The following is a 24,718-nucleotide window of genomic DNA, read 5'->3' on the forward strand; positions in this document are numbered from 1 at the left end:
AATTTGGCTGAAAAAAAAGCTCTAGCGTCCCGCCAGCCGTTCGACAAGAAACATCATTTCGCTGTCTAGTGTTTCCGTCGTTAATCCGACGAAGCGATCCTCAAGGCTGATTGCAACGAGGCCATGGAGTGCAGCGAAACAGGTGCGCGTGCGCGCGGCAAGCGCTTCCGCGTCAAGACCATCCTCAAGCTGGCGCAAGGGCTCAGCGATAAAACCCAGAAGGTCGACAAGTTCCTGCACATGAATATCCGGTGTCGGAGCCCCCTCCGCCATTTTGAGAGCAAACAGTGTTTGCCACAGATTGCGGTGTTCCTGCGCAAACGCAAGATACGCCCGCGCGAGCGCCTTCAACTGTTCCAGCGGATCTGAAACCCCCTCCACCGCCTGTGCCATCGCCGTCTTGATCCGTGCCAGCGTGACCGTATCAACAGCTGTCACCAGGGCGTCCTGGTCTGCATAGTGCTTGTAGACGGAGCCGACCGAATACCCCGCATCGGCAGCAATCCTTCGGATCTGAAGTGCTTCAAACCCGCCTCGCTCAACAGCCTTGACCGCAGCCTCCAGAACGCGCCGCTGCGTTTCTTCGCTTTTTGCCTTTTGAATACCCGCCATTCACCACACCCGTCGATTAAAAATGAACTCAGTTCATTTTTTTCTTGACCTATCCTGGCTCGTGTGGTTTTGTCAAATAGTGAACATTGTTCATTTTTTGACAAGCCTGCTCGAAGGCGCAAGGACGGAAAAGCAGCCGAAGGGCATCAGCAGGCCGGAATGGACGCCACACCACTGGAGAGAACACAAGACATGCGCACCCCCCTGATCACGTCAAAGCGGTTCGCTCCGCTCTTCTGGACCCAGTTCCTGTCTGCGTTCAATGACAACTTCCTCAAGAACATTCTGGTCTTTCTGGTGCTGTTCCAGGTTGCCGCGACGGGTGCCGAAACCGGCAATACCGGTGCTTTGATCGCACTGGCAGGCGCGGTTTTCATTGCTCCTTATCTGTTTTTGTCCGCGCTTGGCGGTGAGCTGGCCGACAAATACGACAAATCCATCCTGGCCAGACGAACAAAGGCCATCGAGATCGCCGGTGCGGGCATTGCCGTCGTCGGCATGCTGACAGCGTCCCTGCCTGTCCTGTTTGCCGCGCTGTTTCTTTTCGGCTCGATGTCCGCGCTCTTCAGTCCGGTCAAATACGGCCTGTTGCCGGAACACCTTGAGAGCGATGAACTGCCCCGGGCGAACGCCTGGATCGAGGCCGGTACCTTTCTCGCCATCCTGACCGGAACGATCTCCGCCGGGCTGGTGTTCGCCGCTGGTGCCCCGTCCCTGATCTTCGCGCCCGCCATGCTGCTTCTTGCCTTCGCCTGCTACGGCATGAGCCGGCAGATCCCGCAATCGACCGCCGCGTCACCGGACCTGAAGGTGGACTGGAACCTGCTGACTTCGACATGGCGCATTCTCAGCGATCTGGCCGGCAACAGGCGCCTGTTTCGCGTTGCATTGATGAACGCCTGGTTCTGGCTCGTCGGCTCGATCGTGCTCGCTGTTCTTCCGTTGATTGTCAAGGACATCCTGGGCGGCGATGAAAGCGCCGTCACTTATTTCCTGACCGTTTTCGCAATCTCCATCGGCATCGGGTCCGCACTCGCCGCATGGCTGGCCGCCGGCCGCGTGGTACTTCTGCCGGCGCCTGTTGGCACCTTGCTGATCGCACTTTTCAGCGCCGACATCGCCTGGACCCTCTCGTCCTTGCCCCGGGACGTCCCCACCGCTGGCCTGCTTGAACTCCTGGGCCGCGAAGGCACACTGCGCCTGACTTTCGACATGGCAGGACTGGCGATTTCCGGTGCGCTTCTGGCGGTTCCCACGTTCACAGCCCTTCAGGCATGGGCGAACCCGGCGACCCGTGCACGCCGCATTGCCGGCTCCAATGCCCTTGGTGCCGCGCTTATGGCTCTTGGAGGACTTGCGCTTGCCGGTGCCCAGAGAGCCGGTGTTTCCGTATCGGCCATCATGGGATTGCTCAGCGCATTGAACGGGCTGGTTGCGGTCCTGATGCTGAAAGCCCTGCCCACCAATGCGATGCGCGATGCGATTTCCATTCTCTATCGCGCCATATTCCGCGTCGACATCAAGGGACTGGAAAACCTTGAAAAGGCGGGCGAAGCCCCCATCCTGGCCCTCAACCACGTGTCTTATCTGGACGCGGGTCTCGCCCTGACCCTGACCGATCGCAGCCCCACCTTTGCGATCGACTACAACATCGCTCAGCGCTGGTGGGTGCGCCCGTTCCTGAAGCTGGCCAATGCCCTGCCTGTCAACCCGGCCAAACCGCTCGCCACACGGTCGCTGATCAAGGTCGTGAAGTCCGGTGAACCCATGGTGATCTTCCCCGAAGGCCGGCTGACCGTCACCGGTTCGCTGATGAAAGTCTATGACGGGGCCGCCATGGTCGCCGACAAGACCGGAGCGATGATCGTGCCGATCCGCATCGATGGACTGGAAAAGACGCCATTTTCCTATCTCAACCCGAACCAGATCCGAAAACGCCTGTTTCCCAAAGTAAAGGTGACCATCATGGAACCCAAACGCCTGGAATTGCCGGAAGACCTGAAGGGACGCAAACGCCGCGCCGCAGCAGGCAGCTCCCTCTACCAGATCATGTCGGAGTTGATGTTCGAAACCAATCTGGCCGAAGACAAGACCATTCTGGATCAGGTGATTGCAACCGCCAAGGAGCGCGGAGCCTCGCAGACTGCACTGGAAGATCCGCTTTCCGGTCCCCTGAGCTATGGCAAGCTGCTGACCGGTGCCTCCGTCCTCGCCCGCAAGATCCTGGCCTGCACAAAAGACGAAGAGACAGTCGGCATCATGTTGCCCAACGCCAACGGTTCGGCAGTAACGCTCCTGGCCGCCATGTCGGCGGGCAAGGTGCCCGCCATGCTGAACTTCACCGCAGGTCCGGAAAGTGTCTTGTCGGCCTGCCGCACGGCCGAGGTCAAGACGGTGCTGACCTCCCGCACCTTCGTGCGCCAGGCAAAGCTGGAAGGTCTGACCGACAAGCTTGCCCCGCATGTGAAACTTGTCTGGCTTGACGAACTTCGCAAGGAAATCGGCCTGTTCGACAAATTGCGCGGCGCACTGACCCGCAACCGTCCGCTGGTGGAGCGCAGCGGCAGCGACACCGCCGTTGTCCTGTTCACGTCCGGCTCGGAAGGAACGCCGAAGGGCGTCGTGCTGACGCACAAGAACATTCTGGCAAACGCAAACCAGGCGGCTTCGCGGATCGACTTTTCCGCCTCCGACAAGGTGTTCAACGTGCTGCCGATGTTCCATTCCTTCGGCCTGACGGCAGGCACGATCCTGCCGCTCGTCTCCGGTGTGCCGACATTCCTGTATCCGTCGCCCCTGCACTACCGGATCATTCCGGAGCTGATCTACAGCTCCAACGCGACAGTCCTGTTCGGCACGGACACGTTCCTGAACGGCTATGCGCGCGTGGCCCACGCCTATGACTTCCGCTCACTGCGCTATTGCTTCGCGGGTGCGGAGCCGGTGAAACAGTCAACCCGCCAGATCTATATGGACCGGTTCGGTGTCCGCGTTCTGGAAGGCTATGGCGTCACCGAGACCGCTCCGGTCATTGCGCTAAACACGCCGATGTTCAGCAAGCCGGGAACGGTCGGCAAACTCATGCCGGGCATGCAGGCGCGCCTGGAACCGGTACCGGGTGTCGAAGAAGGTGGACGCCTGCTTGTGTCCGGTCCGAACGTGATGGTCGGCTACCTGAAGGCAGACAAGCCGGGCGTCATCCAGCCGCTGGCGGATGGCTGGCATGACACGGGCGATATCGTCGCCATTGACGAGGAAGGCTATATCACCATCAAGGGGCGGGCCAAGCGCTTCGCCAAGATCGGCGGTGAAATGGTCTCCCTGGCCGCTGTTGAAGCAATTGCGGCCCAGGTCTGGCCGGACAACCTGTCGACGGTTGCCGCCGTGAAGGATGCGCGCAAGGGCGAGAAGCTGGTTCTCATCACCGACTGCACCGAGGCAACCCGGGACGATTTCCTGAAGGCCGCAAAGGCGCGCGGCGCTCAGGATCTCATGATCCCGGCCGAGGTTCGCACCGTCGACAAGGTGCCTTTGCTCGGCACAGGAAAGATCGATTTCGCGGGTGTCACGCGACTGGTAACCGGCGAAGACCCGGTGTCGGACGCCGCCTGACGCCAACAGCAGCGACAGGTGCCACAATGCCATGTGTCCCGGCCTGAATCGGGGCACATGTCTGTTTCCTCATCGAAACGCTTGGTGAGGCCGGGCCTTGAAAGCCAGGCAGCGTCACAACCGGTATCCCGTCAAATCCGGTCACGCCCTGGCGGTCTTCACTATCAGCGCAAGACGTGATGTGCGCCTTGCAACCAACGAGGCAGCAAACCTCACCCGTGAATTTTCGACGTGAACTGAAATTCACTTGCAATTTCCCTTCCTGCAACTTCATTATGAAAAGGGGACACCTTTTGCGCGCGCTTTTTTCGTACCGGACTGAAAATGCGCACTTTCATATTTGCTGGATTGCTCTTTTTCAGTCTCGCAACAACGTCTTCTCTTGCGCGAGAAGCCCTCGATCTTGATGCACCATTCGACCCGAGGGCGTGGACCTCCTCGGAACTGGCATTCATCCAGGCCGCGCTTGCTCTTAATCTGGACTACTACAGCGATGCCGATGGAATCTGGGGAAAACGAAGCAGAAAAGCTCTTCGGGACTATTTTGAAAGAGATGAGAAAAGCAAATACCTCGACAAAATAACCAATCTGTTTGCACTAGGCATTGTCATCGATACAGAAATTATGTTCCGCTCCTCCAACTGGAAAAACGTTTATTTCGAAGAACTTGACGTTACACTGTTTCTGCCTGATGCAGACTACGAGACAACTGATGGATTTATCGATGTATACATCGGAGCGAAGGAAAACTACGTATTCGAGAAATTCACCGGTCCCAAGTCGGCAATGCAAAAGTACTTGTGGACCCAATCAAAGCACTTCGAAATTCTCAAGGACCGGCGGGAAAAAGGCGTTTGGCTCACGTTTCTAAAGAGCGAACGAAGGTCTGGTTATGTCATCTCAAGATCCCTGAACCGGACCTGGAACACGGTCGCGGTCTATGTCAGCAACGAAGATCTGGGCATTCTGAACCTTCTCCTGGCGACAATGACATTGGGCGAGCATCCAAACATGATCGAACTCTCGCCGCGTATGATGGAGGTCACTGATGAATTTCTCCGACAGTGGCGCGCGGCAGAGCAAGAAAGGGACGACTATCTGAACAGCGAAGCCGGTAACCGCCAGAACCAGTCGGAAAAAGAACCTGATCAGGAGACAAAGCGCCCGGACGCTGAAGAAGGAAAAAACAGCGATGCTCCAAAACTTGGAGCAGGAACCGGCTTTGTCGTGACAGGCAAGGGACACGTTTTGACGAATGCCCATGTCGTAAAGGATTGCGATAAGCTGGATGTGAACGGGTATGAAAGCGAATTGCTGGCAATGGACGAGCAATTCGACCTTGCTCTCCTCCTTGCTCCGGAGATGCCTGTAACAAGGGTCGCGACATTTGCGAATGCCCCTGCGCGATTGAATTCCGACGTGACAATCGCCGGGTATCCGCTTCACGGCCTTCTGGGAGGTCTCAACATCACACGCGGCGCAGTTGCTGCACATAAGGGAATTGGCGGCAACGGCATCAACATGCAGATAACGGCACCGGTTCAACCGGGCAATTCCGGCGGACCTGCGGTCGATGCAGCCGGAAATGTTGTCGGTGTCGTCGTGGCAAAACTCAACACCGTCGCGGCTCTCGAGCTGCTCGGCGATATTCCCCAGAATATCAACTTCGCAATTCGGGGTTCGATTGCGCAGCTTTTCCTGCATCAGAATGGTGTAAGCGCTGACCTGGATGAAGAAGATGAACCCATTGCACCGGAAACGATCGCAGAAGAGCTCAGCGAATATACACTTGTTGTGAGGTGCAACGGATAAGCCCGTCGCGGCGCTTCTCCTGACGGGACGCCTTACCGGACCCGCATTGAACCGGGCACCAGGAGTGCCCGTTTATTCCGTTCTGCGCCTTTGGGATCGGCCCTCACAAAAGCGGCTTGGCCACGTTTGTTGCTGAGTGCATCGCATGATCCCTGTGCCGCTCGAAGGATACGGCAATCACCCGCGTCCACTTGATTGTTCAGGTGATTTGTGACTGTTATCATTCACAATTCCATGCCTTTGACCCGCTTATCGGAAACCACGACAATGACCACCCCCGCCTATGACGACCAGAACGTGTTTGCCAAGATCCTGCGGGGCGAGCTGCCGAGCCACAAGGTGTTCGAAGACGAAAAGACCCTCGTGATCATGGATATCATGCCGCGCGGCGACGGACACATCCTGGTTGTTCCCAAGGCCCCGTCACGCAACATTCTGGATATCGAAACAGACGATCTGAACGCGGTCATGGCCACCGTCCGGAAAATGGCTCACGCCGTGATCAAGGCGTTCGGCGCGGATGGAACGACCATTCAGCAGTTTTCCGAGCCCGCAGGCGGACAGGTCGTGTTCCACACCCATGTCCATGTCATCCCGCGCTTTGATGGCGTTTCTCTCAGACCCCATACCGGCGAGATGGCCGACAACGACATCCTTGCAGCCAACGCCGAAAAGATCCGGGCCGCCCTCGCCTGACCGTGACGCAGTCCAGCAAAACAGCCCGGCTCTACACCTTCCAGCGAACTCCGGTGCTGGAGCTTTTTGATGCGGACGGGCGCTACCTGCCTACCTGGCCAGGAACCGGTGTCATGGGCCGGCACCGCACTGCCTATGAATTCGTCAGCAGGTATATGTGCAAGATCGGCCTGTCGGAGGGAGTGGCTCCTCCGGTCTGGACATTCGAGACCGATCCTGGAGAACTTGAGCTGCTCGCAACGATGCTCCTGTCCGATCACGAATTGTCGCAATCGGACTATGTCACGCTTGAGCTGATGGTGCCTGAAAACCGGATCCTGCGCACGTCCTACAGCGCCTGGTGCGACCTCTACTTCTCTTGCCTGGAGACCGGAAAGATCGAAGACGATGGCAAGTGGCTCGATTGCAGTCCCACGGACGAATACCCGTCACATACCGCGCAGGCCATCCTGCCTTACATAATGAAAAAATGGGTCAGAAACGTCGTGCCGCTCAAGATTCCCAAGATTGATTGATAAGTTAAATTTAAGTGGTTTATTAATGAATGTACCGTAGCGTTAATTAGCGATCCCCAAAATCGCTTCGCAACCTCGTGAACGTTTCTCCGTGTACCCTATCCTCGTTCACGAGGTTGCATTCCTTCCCGAAAATAACCTTGAGTAAACTGCTCACCGCGCCCGGGCTGCCGCGGCCGTGTCGTGGTATTCGTGCAGTTCCACAATCCGGTCGTTTTTCACCGTGAAGAACAGGGCCAGTTCCGTTTCACGGGAGACGCCGGTGTAGCGGCTGGTCATCTTGACGCTGATCTGTGCCGCAGCACGGTCGCCGGACACGATGATGTCCGTCAGACGGTATTCATCGATTTGCCAATCCGCCTGTATCCGCTCGATCGCCTTCCAGAAAGCGCCGATACCTGCGCAATCCGCCTGATATGGCCCCGTCTCCGCGTCGGCGTGAATACAATACCGGATATTGTCATGAAGCAGCGAGGAGACAGTTTCAGCGTCTCCCCGGTTGTAGCACTCAATCGCATTGCGGACGACTTCTTCGGTTGTCATCGAAACTTCCTCGCAAAAATGAATTTCGGACTTATCGACAGGTTGGTGCCGGGCTTGTGAAACAGTGGCGCACCACCACCCGGTTGCTCCCTGTTGCTACTCCCGGCAATTGAGGCAACGTTCGAACGTTCCCGTTTCCAGCGAACCAAGCTGCTGAAACAGGCTCAGGAAATCGAAATGGTTGAAAGCATCAATGATCTGATCGTCCGAGAAACGCCCATAGACGGTGCCCGTCATTCGCACGCGCTCGCCCGTCCGTCGAGATGTGCCCTGAAACTCGCACAGCGCGCAAAGCCACTCTCCGGATGTGATGCTGCGCTTGATCTCGATCCTCACGTCCTTCACAAGACCCAGCAATGCCCTTTGAAAGACCTTGAACTCCTCCGGTCCGAGCATCTCGTGTTCTCTGAATTCGTCTTTGCCACCCTTGGTTTGCTCTCCCAAGCCAACGGCACGGCCGTCCGGGACGAACATTTCCTCAATGGCGGCTTCGTCTTCTTCGCTCCACACGCGCCGGAACCACGTCTCAAGTATTTCAAGATTTGTCATGGAAAAAATGTCCCCCCTAGTTTCAATACGGCCACTATGCCATGTCCGGTTGAAATCACGAAGAAGTATCGTAAGGGAAGGTAACGCCGTTCAGGCACACTCAATCAGGAAGTCCGGCCGCCCTGGCTGCCTCCTCTTGCTCTCTGGCCAGATTCTGATCCTCCTGCAGAACCTTCACAGGGGCCGGCCGCTCAAAATATCTGGCGGTGTATTCCTTGAATTCATCAAATTCCGGCACGATCCCGAACATCATTCCCCATCTGAGCCCCATGGACCACAGGACATCCAGCGCGGTCAGCCTGTCACCCAGGACATAGGGACCTCTCGACAATTGCGCGCGCATGTTCTCCATGACCGTGTCGAAACTTCCATAAGGCGACATTGATTGCGGCGGTTCTTCACGCTTCAGCGCCCGATCGACCAGCGCTGGCTCGAAGCACGACGCCATATGGACGAACCAGCGCAGATACGGGCCTCGCAGCGGATCGTCGACCGCTGGTGTCAGTCCCTTTTCCGGGAAGAGATCGGCAAGAAAGATGTAGATGGCAACCTGCTCGGTCACGACCGTTTCGCCATAACGCGCTGTGGGAACCTTTCCCGCCGGGTTGATCGCCAGGAAGTCAGGCTTTCTGTTCTCGCCCAGCTTGAAGTTCAACACATTGAGGATGTAGGGCGCGCCCAGTTCTTCAAGAAGAACCCGCGCACCCGTGGCACGGGTCTGCGGTGCATAAAAGAGTTCCACCTGATGTGCCATGTCGCACTCCTGATCACGGTCAGAGAGCCTAGCCTAACCGATCCACCAGCCACCAGCCACCGATCAGAAATGCCTCTGCAGCCAGAACACCGACGATGACCTTTTGCCGGGACATGAAGAAAGCCGCAAAACCCGCGCAGGAGGCGGCGATGCGCAGCCACATCGGCGTTTCACTCAAGACGCCCTGGGGGAACAGGATCAGCTTCGAGATCAGCCCCGCGACCAGAGCCGTCGCGACACAGCGCACCCAGATGAGCAACTCGCTGTCTTCCCGAAGCCTGCCGCTGGCGAACACGCCGATCCAGCGCCAGACATCCGTCGCAAGCCATCCCGCCACAAGGATCATCACGTAAGGCCACCACCAGGTATCGCGGATCAGGGCCTCGGTCATGACAGCCCCTTCCGGACGATCTTCATGCCGAAAAAGGTCGCCGTGCCGCCGATGAGTCCGGTCCACAACAGGTCAAGGCCCGGCAGATAGAGGTAGACAACCGGCCCGAGGATGAGCCCGACAACCATCGCGGCCTTGTCCACATTGAGACGTGCGGCCCCCCAAAGCGAACAGAGGAAGTAGACCGGTGTCAGCAAAACCAGGGCACCGGCAACAACGTCCGGCAATCGTTCCACGGCCATATAGGCAATGCCGGTCATGCAGAAGACGAAGGATGTCACGCCCGACCCAAACCCGGAAAAATACGGCAGACGCGCCTCGCGCGGCAGGTCCGGCAAGGTGCGCATGGCGAACACCCAGGCGGTGACCGCGACGAAATGCGAGGCAATCAAAAGATGCCAGTTCTTGGTCTTGCCCGGCACCTTGACCATCGGCATCAGCGCCATCGTCATCGGCATCAGACGGACGGACGCCAGCGCAACGGCAAGCGCCGCAGGGACCAGCCCCATGCCCGAAGACAACGCACCCGTGAGAACCACGATGGACGGCAGAGCCCAGATGAGACCGGTCATGGCCAGCGTTTCGGGAAGAGAAAGGCCCGTTTCGCGCGCCAGTCCGGCAAATCCGACAAAGGCTGCGGTCAGAATCAGCGCCGGTATCGAAATCGACGCACGCATGCCCAGGAAGAACCAGTCTCTCCCGGTTCGCGCCGGAAGATCAGGCGGAGGCGTTTGCGCAGTTCCTTCAGGAACGGTCATTGGAGGGGCACTCAGGACTCGAAAAAAATAATAAGGCAGCCTTACATTTTGCGAATGGTTTTGTCCAGTTCACGCAGCACTAAACCGACCGCGTCAACCCGCCGTCAATCCGGATGTTCTGCCCCGTTACATAAGCCGCCGCGTCGCTGGCGAGGTAGGAGATCAGGCCGGAGACTTCGTCAGACCGGCCGTAGCGGCCCATCGGGATCCGCGCGCGCCGGTCGTCCTTTTCCGGAAGACTGTCGATGAAGCCGGGAAGAATGTTGTTCATGCGCACGTTCTGTTCCGCAAACTTGTCGGAAAAGAGCTTGGCGAAGCTGGCAAGGCCTGCGCGAAACACCCCTGACGTCGGAAACATCGGGTCGGGTTCAAACACGGCGAAGGTGGAGATGTTGAGGATCGTTCCGCCACCCTGCTCCGCCATGATCGGGGCAACAAGCCGGCTCGGCCGGATGACATTCATCAGGTAGTAGTCCATGCCCCTGTGCCAGTCCTCGTCGGAAATCTCCAGAATGTCGCCCTTGGGCCCATGCCCTGCCGAGTTGACAAGAACATCAATCCGACCATAAGCATCGAAAGATTTTTGAACAAATGACTTCAAGTCGTCCAGTTCAAGATTCGATCCCGTAAAACCCACGCCGCCAAGCTCTTCAGCGAGAGCCTCCCCCTTCCCGGATGACGACAGGATGGCGACATAGAAGCCGTCGGCGGCCAGGCGGCGCGCAGCGTCCGCCCCCATTCCGGAACCGCCTGCGGTGACAAGCGCAACTTTTTTCTCACTCATGTCCGACTCCTTTTGTTGCCCACAAACTAGAGCATTCTCCGACCAATTTGCATCATTTGACCGAGCTGCTTTTTCGCGCTGGCGAGACGGTTCGCCCGCCGCGGTGTTTCCCACCACAAGGGTGAACCAACGATGCCAGAGCGAAAAAGGGCCCGGCCAACCTTGATGTTTGTCGCTTGAATGCGGTCCACAATGGGTGAGCATATCCTGCCCATCGTCTGCGTTGTGCCACTTGCACGGTGCACCGCATCGCGTCTCGTGACCCGCCTGGCCGAGTGAGACGGATATCCTCATCAAATGCTCCAAATTGGTCGGAGAATGCTCTGGGAGTTGATAAGCCGGTCTACAAACTAAATTGTCGACCCGAAGTGACGACTGGCGGGAACGGCCTTCGTTTTCAGGCCACAAATAAGCCCCGGACGATGTCCGGGGCTTCAATCTGTTTCTGCTGTCAGGTCAGTCCGCCAGCGGCACCTTGGGCACCAGGCTTTTCTTGGAAGACCCGCCCTTGCCGCCACCGGACGACTTTGACTGCTTCGCTGCCGTCGCTTTCGCGGCAGGTTTGCGGCGCCGTTTCGGCTTGGGCTTTGCTTCCGTCTTGGCCTTCGGTTTGGGCGGGCTCGCCCGCTCCTCAACGCTCTCAAGCAAGAGCCCGTTGCTGTCCTCGGAGACGGAGACCTTGACCATGCCGCCCTTCTTGAGCTTGCCGAACAGAACCTCGTCGGCAAGCGGGCGTTTGATATGCTCCTGGATGATCCGCCCGAGCGGCCGTGCACCCATCTGGTTGTCGTAGCCTTTGGTCGCCAGCCATTTGACCGCATCGTCGGTCAACTCGAAGGTCACGTTCCGATCCGCCAGCTGCACTTCCAGCTGCATGACGAATTTCTCGACGACCTTGTAGACCACTTCCATCGGCAGGTTGCCGAACGGGATGATCGCGTCGAGACGGTTCCGGAATTCAGGCGTGAACAGCTTGTTGATCGCTTCCGTATCGTCGCCCTCACGCTTGATGCGGTTGAAGCCGACAGGCATTTTCGCCATGTCCGAAGCACCGGCATTCGTCGTCATGATGAGGATCACGTTTCGGAAATCGACCTGCTTGCCATTGTGATCGGTCAGCTTTCCGTGGTCCATCACCTGCAGAAGGATGTTGAACAGGTCCGGATGCGCTTTTTCGATCTCATCCAAGAGAAGAACACAATGCGGATGCTGGTCGACACCGTCGGTCAACAGGCCGCCCTGGTCGAAGCCGACATATCCCGGAGGCGCGCCGATCAGCCGCGACACCGTATGCCGCTCCATGTATTCCGACATGTCGAAACGGATCAGTTCCACCCCGAGCGAGGACGCAAGCTGACGGGCCACTTCCGTCTTGCCGACACCGGTCGGGCCGGAGAAAAGGTAGCTGCCTATCGGCTTGTCCGGCTCGCGCAAGCCCGCGCGTGCAAGCTTGATTGCCGAGGCAAGCGTTTCGATGGCCGAATCCTGGCCGTAGACGACGCGCTTCAGATCCTTGCCGAGATTTTCCAGCACTTCCGCATCGTCCTTGGAAACGGATTTCGGCGGAATGCGTGCCATCGTGGCAATCGTGTTCTCGATTTCCTTGACGCCGATGGTCTTGCGGCGACGGGCTTCGGGCACCAGCATCTGAGACGCGCCCGTTTCATCGAGAACGTCGATCGCCTTGTCTGGCAACTTTCGATCGGAGATGTATTTCGCCGAAAGCTCCACGGCCGTCTTGATGGCATCGTTCGTGTAGCGAACCTTGTGGAAGTCCTCGAAATAAGGCTTCAGGCCCTTGAGAATATCGATGGCGTCCGGAATCGTCGGCTCATTGACGTCGATCTTCTGGAACCGGCGCACCAGAGCACGGTCCTTCTCGAAGAACTGACGATACTCCTTGTACGTTGTCGAACCGATGCAACGGATCGCGCCCGAGGCAAGAGCGGGCTTCAGAAGGTTCGATGCGTCCATTGCGCCGCCGGATGTCGCACCTGCGCCGATGACCGTATGGATCTCGTCGATGAACATGACCGCACCCGGGAAATCCTCGATCTCCTTGACGACCTGTTTCAGCCGTTCCTCAAAGTCGCCGCGATAGCGGGTCCCGGCCAGCAGCGCGCCCATGTCGAGCGAGAAGATGGTCGCGTCCAGAAGAACATCCGGCACGTCCTCGTTGACGATCCGGTGTGCGAGACCTTCTGCAATTGCTGTCTTTCCGACGCCCGGGTCGCCGACAAACAGGGGATTGTTTTTCGAACGGCGGCACAGGATCTGAATGGTGCGCTGGATTTCACTGTCGCGCCCGATCAGCGGATCGATCTTGCCACTCGTTGCCTTTTCATTGAGGTTGACGCAATAGGCTTCGAGCGCATCGGTTTTCTGACTGGATTTTTTCTCTCCTTCGGAGCCCGGCAGGATGTCCTCTTCCTCCGCCCCCTCGACGGGGCGCGCCTCGGACATCCCCGGACGTTTCGCGATGCCGTGCGAGATGTAGTTGACCGCGTCGTAGCGGGTCATATCCTGGTCCTGCAGGAAATAGGCAGCGTGGCTTTCGCGTTCGGCAAAGATTGCAACGAGCACGTTAGCACCCGTCACTTCCTCGCGCCCCGACGACTGGACGTGAATGACAGCACGCTGGATCACTCTCTGGAAGCCTGCCGTCGGCTTGGAGTCCTCGTCACTGTCCGTAACAAGATTGTCCAGCTCCGTCTCTATGTATTCAAGCAGGTTCCGGCGGATCGTATCCAGATCGACGTTGCAGGCCCGCATGACCGCTGCGGCGTCCTGATCGTCAAGCAAGGCCAGAAGCAGGTGTTCCAGCGTCGCATATTCCTGCTGCCGTTCATTGGCGAAGGCAAGAGCCTGATGAAGGGCTTTTTCAAGACTGCGTGAGAAAGAAGGCACGTAGATTAGTCCTCACTTTTTTTCCATGACGCATTGCAGAGGATGCTGATGCTTGCGCGCAAAGTCCATGACCTGGGTGACTTTGGTTTCAGCGACCTCGTAAGAGAATACGCCGCACTCGCCGACACCGTGGTGATGCACATGCAACATGATACGCGTGGCTTCCTCCCGGTTCTTCTGGAAGAAACTCTCCACGACGTGGATGACAAACTCCATTGGAGTATAGTCGTCATTCAAAAGCAGCACGCGATAGAGATTGGGCCGCTTCGTTACCGTTTTCGTCCGGGTGACAACAACCGTCCCGGTGTCGCCACCGTCGTTGTCATGATCGGAGCCCGCTGACATTGCCGTATCTATCGCCTCGTTCATTCCGGCAGTTACCAGTATTTGTATCTCGTGACAGTTGCCTTTCGGCAATCAGTCCGGCTACGGGAACCCACGGTCTCTCTCCGGGGGCATTGGATCTTCGCTGATAATCCTGCCGCGCAAGCGGCGCTTGCGCAATGGTCGATTTCATCAAGATTTAGGTGAACACCTCTTTTGGGACAGGAGCGTCCCCGTCAATGAGGAATGTAGGTGTCTGAAATTCGAATAAAAGGTCCGGGCGGCACACAATTCGGTGTCTGTGTACTTTCACCTGTGCACCACATTCGAAAACTGGGTAAATCTGTGCATATAAAACAAAAACCCGGCTGCGAGGAGCCGGGTTCGATCTTCATACCGTCGTGAAACGGAGTGTCCGCAAGCTTACTTGGCCATTTTGCCGAGTACACCTTCATATGGCTTGTAGGCGTCTTTGGACATGTCGGTGACCATTTCACCAAGCTTTGTCATTTCGCCGACAAAACCTTCATAGGCGGTTTTGACATAGTCTGCCTGAGCTTCGAAAGCCTTGTCCAGCGACTTGGAAGCAACCAGCTTCTCAACAGCAGCTGTGCCTTCTTCAAAAGACTTCTTCTGATAGTCGGCGACTTCGGCTGCAATCGCCTGGAAGCCTTTGCTCATGGAACCGAAGGATTCCATCGCCATGTCCATGTTGTCTTTGCTCAACTTCTGCAAGTCATCCAAGTTGTTCATCATCTACCTGACCTCATCCAGCGGACCGGATCGAGAAGCCTTTTGGCACGGCTTGACAAGACGTCCGGTGCGCGTATCGCGTTACCTATAGGAACGTGTTCGTAATGCACTGCACAATAACTGTCAAGGTTATTTTGCATTGCAACAACAACCATTACGCGAATTTAATTCCACCTATCCCATAAGGAGAAACCCGCTTCTGACATGCAATTGCCGATTGCGGGTCTGGCGATGAAACAGATCCCGGGAACTGGACGACACGTCTCAAAAACTCCAATATTGAGCAACACAATGCTGGTCACCAACATGGGCGAAACCGGCTTTTAACAATTAATTTTCTATTTTTACGTAGAAATACAAGTGGAGTAAAAGCATTTTGTTGAATTAATTTGAAATTAACAAATAAATTAGAGCTTAATAAAGCATTAACTCTAATAAAAAACTACTCGTCACAGTGGTTTTTCTGCAATTCATTTACACATTCGTAACCGTGATTCCATCAAATAAACCGGACATCACGGAGCATTGCGTTGGATCGCGGGGGTGGAAGATTCAGCCCGCAATTCTCCAGACTGAAATATGTGACCCGGATTGGGAATGTAACAGTGTTTGGTATGCGTTCTTTTCGCATTGTTCGGTCGATGGCTCGGATCGGCAAAATTCTCGCTCTCAGCGGCCTGGTGTTCGCTTTGCCGGCCGCGGCAAATGCAAACCCGAAATACGCGGGCATCGTCGTTGACGCCAAGACGGGCAAGACCCTTTACGCTTCCTCTGCAGATGCGTACCGCTATCCCGCCTCCCTCACCAAGATCATGACGCTCTATGTTGTCTTTGAGGAACTCGAGGCAGGTCGTCTTTCCCTCAATTCCAGACTGAAGGTTTCCAAGTACGCAGCTGGCCGGCCACCGTCGAAACTCGGCCTGAAGCCCGGTAAGACCATCAAGGTGAAAGACGCCATTCTGGCGCTCGTGACCAAGTCCGCAAATGACGTCGCCACCGTCGTCGCCGAAAACATCGGCGGGTCGGAGAAGAAATTTGCCGAACGCATGACCCGCACGGCGCGCGCTCTTGGCATGAAAAAGACGACGTTCCGCAACCCGCACGGCCTGCCGAATTCCGGGCAACGCACGACTGCGCGGGACATGGCCACTCTCGGACGCGCCATTCAGGAGCACTATCCCCAGTACTACAGCTACTTCAAGACGCGTTCCTACAAGTATGGCGGCCGCACCTATGGCAACCACAACAAGCTGCTCGGCAGGGTCAAGGGCGTGGACGGGATCAAGACGGGTTACATCCGCGCGTCGGGCTTCAACCTGGTGACGTCGGTGAACCGCAACGGTCGTCAGATTGTTGCCGTCGTCATGGGTGGACGCTCCGGTGCCTCCCGAAATGCCCAGATGACCAAGCTGATCAACCGTTATCTCTCCAAGGCGAGCCGGGGCAAGAAAACCGTACCGGCCATCGCCAAGGGCGGAGCAGCGCCCATCTTCGTCGCTTCGGCACTTAAGGCACCTCCACTGCCCAAGGCGAAGCCCGGCAGCCGGCAGGCGCCTGCAAACGGTGCACCGATGGTCCTTGCATTCAATGCCAATGCTCCGAAAACCGCTGTGCCGGTGCCTTCTCCGACCAGCGCTCCGGCGGTGGTAAAGACCACAGCGAACACGGCCCCGAAAACCATTCCAGGCTTCGGAGAGACCGTCCCGGTTCCGCCCAAGCTGGTCAAGCAACGGTTTGACGAAACATTTGCAGTTGCGACCGCATTGCCCCCGATCCCGCGTGAAAGCCCAGGCCTGAACCTCACGACAAACTCGACCGGTAAAAAAGCGTTGCAGGACGCAGCGAGAAGTGCGGCAACAAGGTCAGCCGGCGTCGAGCCTGCGCGCAGCAACAACCCGGTTCCCGCAAAGACGATCACCGTGGAAACAGTGAAGATCGAAACGGTCCCGGCTCCCGAAACCGTAAAAGCTCCGGCAGCAATCGCGATCGCTTCGGTGGCCGCGGCACCCCGGGTCGAACCGGAAACACGCGGTGACAGTGTCACTGTCGCAACGAGCGACAGGCCGGACATCAAGCCGGGCTGGCAGGTTCAGATCGCCGCATCGGAGTCGGAAAACCAGGCAGTTGCCCTTTTGAAGAGGGCCAAGTCCAGAACCGGCTCGGCCCTTCGCGGACGCAGTCCTTACACGGAACCCGTCGATGCCAACGGACAGACCCTATACCGGGCACGTTTCGTGGGCTTCGAGAACAAGACCGCAGCGCGCAGAGCCTGCAGAACTCTCAAAAAGGCAAAATTCGCCTGCTTCGCCATCTATCAGTAACAGCGTAACGGATGTCCTCAATGTCTTCTGAGAAGCGTGTCTTTAGCCTCGTTGATTTTCGCCGCGAGGAAACCGGATCCCCCCTTGTCGGGATGAACGCGCAGCATAAGCCTGCGGTGCGCGGCTCGAATTTCCGCGTCCCCGGCATCGGGAGAAAGCCCCAGGATCTCGTAGGCCTCCTCATCTGTCATGGGGCCAGAGCTCGCCGGGCCTCCCTGCCCCTCTGCTCCATCCGACTGGAAGTGTTCACGCCATCCGGCAAACCGGCGGTCGAAATAAGCTTCGATTAATTTCAGGCTCTGGTCGTCCTGCTGGCATTCCTGCCAGAAGGCGTGAAGCTGCTCTTCCCTCAGTTCGTCCAGATTTCGGCCCTGGAAACTGCCTGCCAGAACAACACCTGACATTTCGCCGGTGTCATGGTCCAGTTCCATCTCGATCATTGCAGTTCTGACCCGCGAGCGTTGACCGGATGACTTGTCGGGCTTGTACGTGCCGGTCAGACCACCCAGCCCCGCCAGTCCGAGAAGCGACAGACCGAATCCGATCGTGGGAATGGCGAACATGAAACGGCCGGTGACAAGGAACACCGCTCCGAGCAGCAACAAGGCGACGCCGCCAAACGTACGTACCTTGCGCGCCAGGTCTGCGGGGTTCGCCTGAACAAAGCTTCGCGCACCGAAGATCACGGCGGCGAGCAAGATCAATCCAAAAAGAAAATAGAACATCAGCCAGGCTTGATTTGCTGCAACAGCAGACGAGCGCCCTGCCCGCCTTTCTTTTCCAGCGCCTTGAGAGCGCTGTGCCCACCACTTGCAAAAACCGCGACCGCCTTCAAGAGCTCGGCAAGTTGCTGCGCCGAACCGGCATCAAATGGGCAATATGCACCTTTGGTCAGGCGCGCCATCTCGCGGAAGGCCTGCTCAGCCACCGCATCGCGCCCTTCCTGAAAAAGAAACATCGGAACACCGAGCAATCCGAGTTGCCCGGCCTTGTCGCAAAGCATGTCGACGTCTTCCTCCATGCAGTCCCCGACATATACCACGGCCGCGATTTTCTCGTCCGCCGCTGACTGTAGGGCTGCGGACAGGACCTTGCCGATCTGCGTGCGCCCTCCCTGGACGGAAATCCGGCTCATTGCCCGGGCCAGTTCGTCGCTCCGCTCGAACCATCTGGACGCCCTGCATTCACCGAACCCGCGGAAATAGACCAGCTTGATTCTCAGGCCGCCTATCTTTCCCGCTTCCTGGAACATTTCAGCCTGGATGTGGCAGGCCCTGTCCCAGGTCGGCTGACGGCTCATCGTGGCATCAAGGGCAAAGATCAGACGCCCGGCACTCCCTGACTGGGGCTTGATTGTTTTCGCTTTCTCCAGAAACGCGGACACATCGTCGACGGTGGACGGGCTCTGCGCGTCCTGCCGGAGGGGTGTCCCAACTGTGCCGTCTCTGGATTTTGCCATGCTGTCTTTTCCCTGCCGCACTCTTTCACCAAGAAAGTGGGCATGTGAGCGCTTTTTGACAAGTTTACATCGGCTTTCCAGGGTCCATACCCTAGGGTACGGACCCATAAATGACGCCGATTTGGCGGCAGAAATGGCAAAATCTCGGGAGGAAGCGTGTGCAGAGCGGGCTTTTTGCCCGGTCAAGCGCGGTGACGCTGCGAGGTGAGGCCATTTTGCCGTCCTTTGGATTTGGCCGTTTTGGCCATCTGCCACGTCGCGAAAGGCTTGAAAATGAACCACATTTCCTGCGCTTTCACTCCTCGCAGTTAGTCAAAACGATCCAAACCAAATTGACTTCATTTATGGGTCCGTACCCTAAAGCAGACAAAGCTCCACAAGGTCGCGCCGCATCGCATCCGGGATGGTGTGTGCGTCGCCTGCTGCGCGCATGTCAGCCGGGGCGTCCCCCGGTTTCAGATACCGCCAGCCCTGAAACGGTCTCTTGGGCTGATAGCGCGTCAGGATCAGTCGCGGTTCGAGCACGAGGTCGCAGCGCTTGATGCCGCCTTCGTCGGTAAAGGGACGAATATCCAGCAGATGCTGGCGAACCTGGATCTTGCCCTTGATGACCCAGTACAGTGATCCCCCGTCAAGAAGTTCGTCCTTGCGGGTCGGCACCATCCGTGTGGTATGCGTTGTCACTTCCTCGCGCCCGGCGAGCCTTGCCTGTTCGACGCGATAGTCCACCCAGGCCTGGAGAGATTCCGCGCTATCGGCACCCACACATAATTTCACCAGATTTAAGGTCATCCTTCTGAACTAGCAGGCTTGTGGTCAACGTCAAGCTGACACGCCGAAACGCGGTGGATTGTGCACAGGCGCGCACAGCAAATCCTTGCACCCTACGGCGAACAGGGGTCTCATTGCGTCCATGGACGTGTTTGTAACCGGCGGCACCGGGACAATCGGCGCTGCCGTCGTGAAAAACCTGATATCGAAAGGAAGCCGCGTCATTGGGCTTGCACGCTCGGAGGCTTCCGCCGACAGGTTGCGCGCGCTCGGCGCAAGCGCGTTCCCGGGCGATTTGCAAACCCCCGAAAGCTGGATTGGGCGGGCCGCGTCATGCGATGCCGTCGTGCACACAGGTGCGACTTTCACCGGCGACATGGGACGCATTGACCGCCTGTCCATGCTGTCGCTGAAGCAGGCCGCAAGGCACAGGAAGCAGCCGCTGAAACTCGTCTATACCGGCGGTATCTGGCTTTTTCCCGCAACCGCCGGAACACAGGTGATCACCGAAAAAACGCCCTTTTCACCAATTCCGGCGTTTCGCTTCATGGCGGAGACAATCCGCACGCTTTCCCACGGCACCGACCTCAACCTTGTGGTCATCCATCCGGCTCTTGTCTGCAGTCTCACGGAAGGACCGATCGCCCGGATGACAGAGGCACTCAGGGACAAGAAGCCGTTCAGGACCTCGGCCTCACCGGAAACGATGTGGCCGCTTGTCGAAGCAGATGATCTGGCCTCGCTCTATGTGCTCGCACTCCAGCAGGCACGATTCAGAATGACCCTGCTCGCAAGCTCCATACCCGGCATTTCGGTTGGGCACCTTGCAGCACACATATCCGCACGACACGGTTTGCCGCTCGAGATCGAAACAACGGAAGCCGGGACATCGCCGGAAATTCAAACCGGATTTGACGCAGGTTACGCTCTGTCGCAGCAGGTCGATATTGCCCACACCAAGCGCACGGTCGGCTGGGAGCCTGAATTCGCGACCATCGAGGATCTCGTCGTTACGCTTTCCCGCTAGCCGGCCAGGGCTGGACGAACGAGGGAACTGCGTCCGCGAAAAGTCTTTTTCAACCTGTCTTCCCTATCATGCGGGCATCCAACAGACAGGACGTCTCATGAAAAGACTTGCAGCTGCACTTCTGGTTCTGGCCATCACACTCGGGCCCGCACTGGCGCGCTCGGAATACGCCGAGGGCCTGTTTTCAATGGTCAACACGGCCGCTTTTTCCGAGGTGAACGGTACAAGGGCATCCCTTGGCATTGAACGGAAGTCGGCGGAGGTCGCAGTGGCTTTTCTCACAGAAGACAGGCTCAACCTGACGATCGGTGCAGCCGATATTGTTCTTTTCCCAATCACGTCCGGCCTGGATGGATTGGCGTGGGACGCGCAAGGCACCGGCCTGCTTCACGAAAGCGATGTCGAGGCGCTCAATCTGTCCCAGATGCCGGAAAATGTACCGGCATGGGGCGCTGACCTGGCCTGGCCGGGCCTCGGAGCTGCAAGACTGGTGCTGTTTCCCCTGGGCGTCGACGCCTATGCCGGGTTCCTGATCAGCAATCCGAATGACAGGAAGATCGTGCGGCAGATGGAGTTCAGGCGGATCAGCGGTCCGAAAGACAGGCCGAACTGATCCTCAAAATCTCGGCGGGAAACCGGAATCAAAAAAGGCGTGGCCATTGACCACACCTTTCGATCATGAACGCGTCCGTCTTGCTTATTGTGCGACGGCGACGGCGTTGTTCGCGCTTTCAACATCGTTGAAAAGAAGGATCATCGTTAAAGCGAGACCTACCGCAGCGACAGTCCACAGAGTGACGCTCCAACAGGATTTCTGCACGTTTTCGTCCATTAAAGCCCTACACTTTTTTGCGGCGCCGATCCCCTGCATTTTCGAATGTGGCGCCATTGAGGCGACGAAGTAAACGAACCTTTACCAATTCGCAAGCGCAAAAAAGGTGCAGCTGCCAACCGATTTTTGCAGAGCAGAAATCCTTTCATTTTTTCAGCTGCTTATGCTTATTTTAGACCGTTGCGCCCAACTGAAGGTTTTGCCATGCATGCTCTTTCCAGCCTGGATATCGCTGCTGCCACCTGGTTTATCGCCGCCTGGTTCGGCTTCAACCTCATCGTCGACGTTACGTCATTGCGCCACAAGACGCTGTCAAGCGCGATGGATGACTACCGGCGCGAATGGATGCTGTCCATGTGTGAACGGGAAGTCCGGATCATGGATACGGCGATCATGTCCGGGTTGCAGCAGGGAACGGCCTTCTTCGCATCCACCGCACTGCTCGCAATCGGCGGAGGCTTCGCGCTTCTTGAAGCAACCGACCGCATTGTGCAGATTGCCGGTGATCTCTCGATCCCGGTCGAAAGCAGCAGAGCACTTTGGGAAATCAAGGTGCTCGGCCTCATGCTCATATTTGCATACGGGTTCTTCAAGTTCGGCTGGGCCTACCGGCTCTTCAACTACGCCAGCATCGTGATGGGTGCCGTGCCCGAACATGACAGCGCCAACAAGGAGGAAATCCGGAAAATGGCGCGCAAGGCCGCGGAACTCAATGTCCTGGCCGGGCGTCATTTCAACCGCGGTCAAAGAGCCCTCTTCTTTGCGATCGGCTTTCTTGGCTGGTTCGCAGGGCCTTTTGTCTTCGCGGCATGCACACTTGCCGTTCTGCTGGTTCTCCTGCGGCGTCAGTTTGCCTCGCGCGCAAGAGCGGCTGTGCTCTCCGGGCAGTATCCAAGCTTGCTTTCATCCGACAAGTCGGGGGAATAGACGGAAACCGGATCATCGAAGCCCTTCACCCGGTACTGGCCGAAGAGCCCGGACCTGCAGCCCATGATGTCCGACAACGCATCGGAGACAAGCACTTCGCGATGCAGATCTTTCGCAAGTTCGGCAATCCGTGCGGCCAGGTTGACGACCGGGCCGACCACCGTAAAGTCAAGGCGCGTCTCGCTACCGACATTGCCGTAGAAGACATCACCCGCATGAAGCGCGATCCCGACACTCAGATCGGGCGTAACCGCACAGGTGTTGCTGGTGTTGATCGACTCGATGCGTTTGAGGGTTTCGCGCGCTGCAAGCAGAGCCCGCCTGGCGGCGTCGCGCGCTTCATTCTCCGTTTCATAGGGAAAGATCGCCATGACCTCGTCACCGATGAACTTGAGCACTTCCCCGCCATGCGCCTCGACAGCAGCCGTCATCGCACCGAAATACTTGTTCAGGAACGACACGATCATGTCCGGGGGAAGCGTGTTGGAGAGCCGGGTAAATCCGCGAATGTCGGCAAAGCTGACCACTGCCTTGATGGTCTCGCCCTGCCCGCGGCGGGTGGTCCCGTCCAGAACCTTTGAGCCTGCGCGCCGCCCGACATAGGTATCAAGCACCGTTTCGGCGGTCCGGCGCAGGGTCTTGAGTTCGCAAACGAGTCCCAGAGGTCGGACAATCGACTCAAACACGCCGATATGCGTTTTGGTGAAACCGGCAGGTGCCTTGGAAGCAAATGTCACCACCTTCACCGAACCGTCGGAAAACGGCATCGGCAGCGCAATGTAGTCCGTGTACCCCTCATCGCGAAGCTCAACCGTGATCGGAAACTCTTCGGCCGTTTCAGGAGCTTCACCGAGCTTCACCCGAACAGGTTTGATCGTCTCGTGCACGCGTTTGATCGGGCTGGTCTGATAATCCTCGTCCGAACTGTTTTCGGCCGTATAAAGACGCAATTCGCGTGTTCCCGAGCTTGTCCAGACGGATCCTTCCGCGCGGACATTCGGATGAACGACCCATATACCGGTGGTCGCCCTGTCCACCGGCACGTGCCCTTCGCGAAGCCGCACGGCCATTTCACTGATAACTTCCAAAGTGTCGCTGAGATACGACGCGTCGCTATAAAGCCATTGCACAACGTCTGCCGCGACAAGCGGTGCTTCCAGGACCATCTGCCCAAGCCCTTTTGTTCCCTGAGATGACCCTGATATGGTGCGTCGCAACGCAAAGTGAAAGAGGCAAAATCGGCATAGCGTTAATCCTGCGCTGTTTTCACTCCCCCGCCGCGGGAAACAACACCGGGATACGCCCGGTTATCCGGTAAGCGAGCAGCCCCAGCCACTCCCTGAACGCCAGATCAAATCGCCGTAATCCCTTCGAGGCGCCGGAAAAACCAAGTCCCCTGTCTTCCAGACCGCGTGTCCTGTAGTCGACCGGATAGGCGGTGATCCCGGTCCAGCCAGCCTGTTCAAAAACGCCCATGGCTCTCGGCATGTGATAGGCGGAGGTGACAAGCAGCCAGGTCTGGCCGGGACGCGGTTCGACCAGCTTTTTGGTCAGAACGGCGTTTTCCCAGGTGTTTCTCGAGGCATCTTCGAGAATGATCCGCCCCGGCGCAATTCCAAAATCCTCGAAAAGCCTTGCAGCCCCCTCGGCCTCTGTCGCCTGGGACTGGATGATGACACCTTTTCCGCCGGTATGAATCACCAGCGCGTCGGGCACGGCTTCGGCGAGCCGTGCGGTGATCGTGATACGCTCCCCCGATGTCGTCAGAGCCGTGTCTCCACGCCCACCGGTCACCACGGTATCGACAGCACCGCCCAAAACGATGATGCCATCAACCGATTCGATCTTGTCAGGACGCGGGAACCTCTCCTCCAGCGGCAGGATGAGCCAGTTTGCCGCTGGCGAAATGCCACATACGACCAGTCCGAAAACTGCCAGCCAAACCAGACGGATACCGGTCACCGGCCATCTGCTGAACGCATTGAGCAGCAATCCCAGCAGCGCCAAGACAATCAGAAAATTTGAGGGTTGGACGAGAAAATACCCGACCTTGGAAATGTAAAAGAACAATCCTGGAGCCCATTTCCGTTTTTTCGTGATTGGAATTTATCTTCGCGTCACGTCCAAAAAAATCAGATTCACAAATTCCGCAGATCTCACCGCAACAGTTTTCCATAACTAAAACAATAATGTGGCAGATAGCGGAAGATTTCGTTTCAGACAGATTTCAGAAAAAGATCGAATGAAATCAATTTAGAAAAAACAAAATAAGCCAAAGACTTAAGTTCCATACAGACAAATCCGATCTGTAAATCAATTGTCACGTTTTGCAGCGAAAGTGCGGTCGTTTTCCTGGTTTCCGCTACGTCGA

Annotated in this window: 23 protein-coding genes; 8 read left to right on the top strand and 15 right to left on the bottom strand. The window is 57.3% G+C overall.

The features are described 5' to 3' along the window. Positions 1–21: 21 nt before the first annotated feature. On the bottom strand, positions 22–612 hold the full coding sequence (locus RBB49_RS15855) for a TetR/AcrR family transcriptional regulator (protein ID WP_306143828.1): 591 nt from the start codon (positions 610–612) through the stop codon (positions 22–24). Between the two features lie 192 nt (positions 613–804). Between RBB49_RS15855 and RBB49_RS15860 the strand changes: the two genes are divergently transcribed. The 4 genes from RBB49_RS15860 (at position 805) to RBB49_RS15875 (ending at position 7,247) form a co-directional block, all read left to right on the top strand. Beyond that, entirely contained in the window at positions 805–4,224 is a 3,420-nt protein-coding gene (locus tag RBB49_RS15860; protein WP_306143917.1) for an acyl-[ACP]--phospholipid O-acyltransferase, read from the top strand. Positions 4,225–4,548: 324 nt separating this feature from the next. Then, positions 4,549–6,036 (top strand): serine protease, encoded by a 1,488-nt coding sequence (locus RBB49_RS15865; protein ID WP_306143829.1) that lies wholly within the window; start codon positions 4,549–4,551, stop codon positions 6,034–6,036. 267 nt (positions 6,037–6,303) lie between these two features. Then, the gene (locus tag RBB49_RS15870) at positions 6,304–6,732 is read left to right on the top strand and encodes an HIT family protein (RefSeq protein WP_306143830.1); all 429 of its coding nucleotides are present in this window, start codon (positions 6,304–6,306) and stop codon (positions 6,730–6,732) included. Positions 6,733–6,734: 2 nt separating this feature from the next. Then, a complete protein-coding gene (locus tag RBB49_RS15875) occupies positions 6,735–7,247 on the top strand; it encodes a hypothetical protein (protein WP_306143831.1) in 513 nt (170 codons plus the stop codon). A 153-nt stretch (positions 7,248–7,400) separates the two neighbouring features. Here RBB49_RS15875 and RBB49_RS15880 read toward each other — a convergent pair whose 3' ends face one another. The 9 genes from RBB49_RS15880 to RBB49_RS15920 form a co-directional block, all read right to left on the bottom strand. Next, positions 7,401–7,790, bottom strand: coding sequence for a nuclear transport factor 2 family protein (locus tag RBB49_RS15880; protein ID WP_306143832.1), 390 nt, complete (start codon positions 7,788–7,790; stop codon positions 7,401–7,403). A 96-nt stretch (positions 7,791–7,886) separates the two neighbouring features. Continuing rightward, complete coding sequence (locus RBB49_RS15885) at positions 7,887–8,339, bottom strand: ester cyclase (protein ID WP_306143833.1); 453 nt, start codon at positions 8,337–8,339, stop codon at positions 7,887–7,889. 100 nt (positions 8,340–8,439) lie between these two features. Further along, positions 8,440–9,093: a glutathione S-transferase family protein gene (locus RBB49_RS15890; protein ID WP_306143834.1), complete on the bottom strand. Its 654-nt coding sequence runs from the start codon at positions 9,091–9,093 to the stop codon at positions 8,440–8,442. 28 nt (positions 9,094–9,121) lie between these two features. Next, a complete protein-coding gene (locus RBB49_RS15895; protein ID WP_306143836.1) occupies positions 9,122–9,484 on the bottom strand; it encodes an AzlD domain-containing protein in 363 nt (120 codons plus the stop codon). Beyond that, on the bottom strand, positions 9,481–10,242 hold the full coding sequence (locus RBB49_RS15900) for an AzlC family ABC transporter permease (protein WP_306143837.1): 762 nt from the start codon (positions 10,240–10,242) through the stop codon (positions 9,481–9,483). The genes RBB49_RS15895 and RBB49_RS15900 overlap by 4 nt, the downstream gene beginning before the upstream one ends. 79 nt (positions 10,243–10,321) lie before the next feature. Then, entirely contained in the window at positions 10,322–11,026 is a 705-nt protein-coding gene (locus RBB49_RS15905) for an SDR family oxidoreductase (protein WP_306143838.1), read from the bottom strand. A gap of 456 nt (positions 11,027–11,482) precedes the next feature. Further along, entirely contained in the window at positions 11,483–13,933 is a 2,451-nt protein-coding gene (clpA, locus tag RBB49_RS15910; protein ID WP_306143839.1) for an ATP-dependent Clp protease ATP-binding subunit ClpA, read from the bottom strand. A gap of 12 nt (positions 13,934–13,945) precedes the next feature. Continuing rightward, positions 13,946–14,278 (bottom strand): ATP-dependent Clp protease adapter ClpS, encoded by a 333-nt coding sequence (gene clpS / locus RBB49_RS15915; protein WP_306143918.1) that lies wholly within the window; start codon positions 14,276–14,278, stop codon positions 13,946–13,948. 402 nt (positions 14,279–14,680) lie between these two features. Continuing rightward, a complete protein-coding gene (locus RBB49_RS15920; protein ID WP_306143840.1) occupies positions 14,681–15,013 on the bottom strand; it encodes a phasin family protein in 333 nt (110 codons plus the stop codon). 638 nt (positions 15,014–15,651) lie between these two features. Here RBB49_RS15920 and RBB49_RS15925 point away from each other — a divergent pair. Further along, positions 15,652–17,331 (top strand): serine hydrolase, encoded by a 1,680-nt coding sequence (locus RBB49_RS15925; RefSeq protein ID WP_306143841.1) that lies wholly within the window; start codon positions 15,652–15,654, stop codon positions 17,329–17,331. Positions 17,332–17,348: 17 nt separating this feature from the next. Here RBB49_RS15925 and RBB49_RS15930 read toward each other — a convergent pair whose 3' ends face one another. The 3 genes from RBB49_RS15930 to RBB49_RS15940 form a co-directional block, all read right to left on the bottom strand. Then, a complete protein-coding gene (locus RBB49_RS15930) occupies positions 17,349–18,056 on the bottom strand; it encodes a DnaJ domain-containing protein (protein ID WP_306143842.1) in 708 nt (235 codons plus the stop codon). Further along, positions 18,056–18,790: a VWA domain-containing protein gene (locus RBB49_RS15935; protein ID WP_306143843.1), complete on the bottom strand. Its 735-nt coding sequence runs from the start codon at positions 18,788–18,790 to the stop codon at positions 18,056–18,058. The genes RBB49_RS15930 and RBB49_RS15935 overlap by 1 nt, the downstream gene beginning before the upstream one ends. Positions 18,791–19,147: 357 nt before the next feature. Continuing rightward, positions 19,148–19,582 carry a DUF1489 family protein gene (locus RBB49_RS15940; protein ID WP_306143844.1) on the bottom strand — a complete coding sequence of 145 codons (435 nt, stop codon included), beginning with the start codon at positions 19,580–19,582 and terminating at the stop codon, positions 19,148–19,150. Positions 19,583–19,703: 121 nt separating this feature from the next. Between RBB49_RS15940 and RBB49_RS15945 the strand changes: the two genes are divergently transcribed. The 3 genes from RBB49_RS15945 (at position 19,704) to RBB49_RS15955 (ending at position 22,347) form a co-directional block, all read left to right on the top strand. Beyond that, positions 19,704–20,588, top strand: a complete 885-nt coding sequence (locus RBB49_RS15945; protein ID WP_306143845.1) for an NAD-dependent epimerase/dehydratase family protein — start codon at positions 19,704–19,706, stop codon at positions 20,586–20,588. A 97-nt stretch (positions 20,589–20,685) separates the two neighbouring features. Then, entirely contained in the window at positions 20,686–21,201 is a 516-nt protein-coding gene (locus tag RBB49_RS15950; protein ID WP_306143846.1) for a hypothetical protein, read from the top strand. A 423-nt stretch (positions 21,202–21,624) separates the two neighbouring features. Beyond that, on the top strand, positions 21,625–22,347 hold the full coding sequence (locus RBB49_RS15955; protein ID WP_306143847.1) for a DUF599 domain-containing protein: 723 nt from the start codon (positions 21,625–21,627) through the stop codon (positions 22,345–22,347). Here the strand turns inward: RBB49_RS15955 and RBB49_RS15960 are convergent. After that, positions 22,266–23,513: an adenylate/guanylate cyclase domain-containing protein gene (locus tag RBB49_RS15960; RefSeq protein ID WP_306143848.1), complete on the bottom strand. Its 1,248-nt coding sequence runs from the start codon at positions 23,511–23,513 to the stop codon at positions 22,266–22,268. The genes RBB49_RS15955 and RBB49_RS15960 overlap by 82 nt on opposite strands. A gap of 100 nt (positions 23,514–23,613) precedes the next feature. Then, positions 23,614–24,309 carry a YdcF family protein gene (locus RBB49_RS15965; RefSeq protein WP_306143849.1) on the bottom strand — a complete coding sequence of 232 codons (696 nt, stop codon included), beginning with the start codon at positions 24,307–24,309 and terminating at the stop codon, positions 23,614–23,616. Positions 24,310–24,718: the final 409 nt, after the last annotated feature.

The organism is Roseibium sp. MMSF_3412 (assembly GCF_030733265.1).
Classification (GTDB): Bacteria; Pseudomonadota; Alphaproteobacteria; order Rhizobiales; family Stappiaceae; genus Roseibium.

Bases quoted from the DNA above. Each gene is read 5' to 3' on its own strand.
- RBB49_RS15885 (WP_306143833.1), bottom strand. From the start codon at position 8,339: ATGACAAATCTTGAAATACTTGAGACGTGGTTCCGGCGCGTGTGGAGC.
- RBB49_RS15930 (WP_306143842.1), bottom strand. From the start codon at position 18,056: ATGTTCTATTTTCTTTTTGGATTGATCTTGCTCGCCGCCGTGATCTTC.
- clpS (WP_306143918.1), bottom strand. From the start codon at position 14,278: ATGTCAGCGGGCTCCGATCATGACAACGACGGTGGCGACACCGGGACG.
- RBB49_RS15935 (WP_306143843.1), bottom strand. From the start codon at position 18,790: ATGGCAAAATCCAGAGACGGCACAGTTGGGACACCCCTCCGGCAGGAC.
- RBB49_RS15945 (WP_306143845.1), top strand. From the start codon at position 19,704: ATGGACGTGTTTGTAACCGGCGGCACCGGGACAATCGGCGCTGCCGTC.
- RBB49_RS15880 (WP_306143832.1), bottom strand. From the start codon at position 7,790: ATGACAACCGAAGAAGTCGTCCGCAATGCGATTGAGTGCTACAACCGG.
- RBB49_RS15955 (WP_306143847.1), top strand. From the start codon at position 21,625: ATGCATGCTCTTTCCAGCCTGGATATCGCTGCTGCCACCTGGTTTATC.
- RBB49_RS15925 (WP_306143841.1), top strand. From the start codon at position 15,652: ATGGCTCGGATCGGCAAAATTCTCGCTCTCAGCGGCCTGGTGTTCGCT.
- RBB49_RS15920 (WP_306143840.1), bottom strand. From the start codon at position 15,013: ATGATGAACAACTTGGATGACTTGCAGAAGTTGAGCAAAGACAACATG.
- RBB49_RS15895 (WP_306143836.1), bottom strand. From the start codon at position 9,484: ATGACCGAGGCCCTGATCCGCGATACCTGGTGGTGGCCTTACGTGATG.
- RBB49_RS15900 (WP_306143837.1), bottom strand. From the start codon at position 10,242: ATGACCGTTCCTGAAGGAACTGCGCAAACGCCTCCGCCTGATCTTCCG.
- RBB49_RS15940 (WP_306143844.1), bottom strand. From the start codon at position 19,582: ATGACCTTAAATCTGGTGAAATTATGTGTGGGTGCCGATAGCGCGGAA.
- RBB49_RS15860 (WP_306143917.1), top strand. From the start codon at position 805: ATGCGCACCCCCCTGATCACGTCAAAGCGGTTCGCTCCGCTCTTCTGG.
- RBB49_RS15890 (WP_306143834.1), bottom strand. From the start codon at position 9,093: ATGGCACATCAGGTGGAACTCTTTTATGCACCGCAGACCCGTGCCACG.
- RBB49_RS15865 (WP_306143829.1), top strand. From the start codon at position 4,549: ATGCGCACTTTCATATTTGCTGGATTGCTCTTTTTCAGTCTCGCAACA.
- RBB49_RS15905 (WP_306143838.1), bottom strand. From the start codon at position 11,026: ATGAGTGAGAAAAAAGTTGCGCTTGTCACCGCAGGCGGTTCCGGAATG.
- RBB49_RS15870 (WP_306143830.1), top strand. From the start codon at position 6,304: ATGACCACCCCCGCCTATGACGACCAGAACGTGTTTGCCAAGATCCTG.
- RBB49_RS15960 (WP_306143848.1), bottom strand. From the start codon at position 23,513: ATGGTCCTGGAAGCACCGCTTGTCGCGGCAGACGTTGTGCAATGGCTT.
- RBB49_RS15950 (WP_306143846.1), top strand. From the start codon at position 20,686: ATGAAAAGACTTGCAGCTGCACTTCTGGTTCTGGCCATCACACTCGGG.
- RBB49_RS15855 (WP_306143828.1), bottom strand. From the start codon at position 612: ATGGCGGGTATTCAAAAGGCAAAAAGCGAAGAAACGCAGCGGCGCGTT.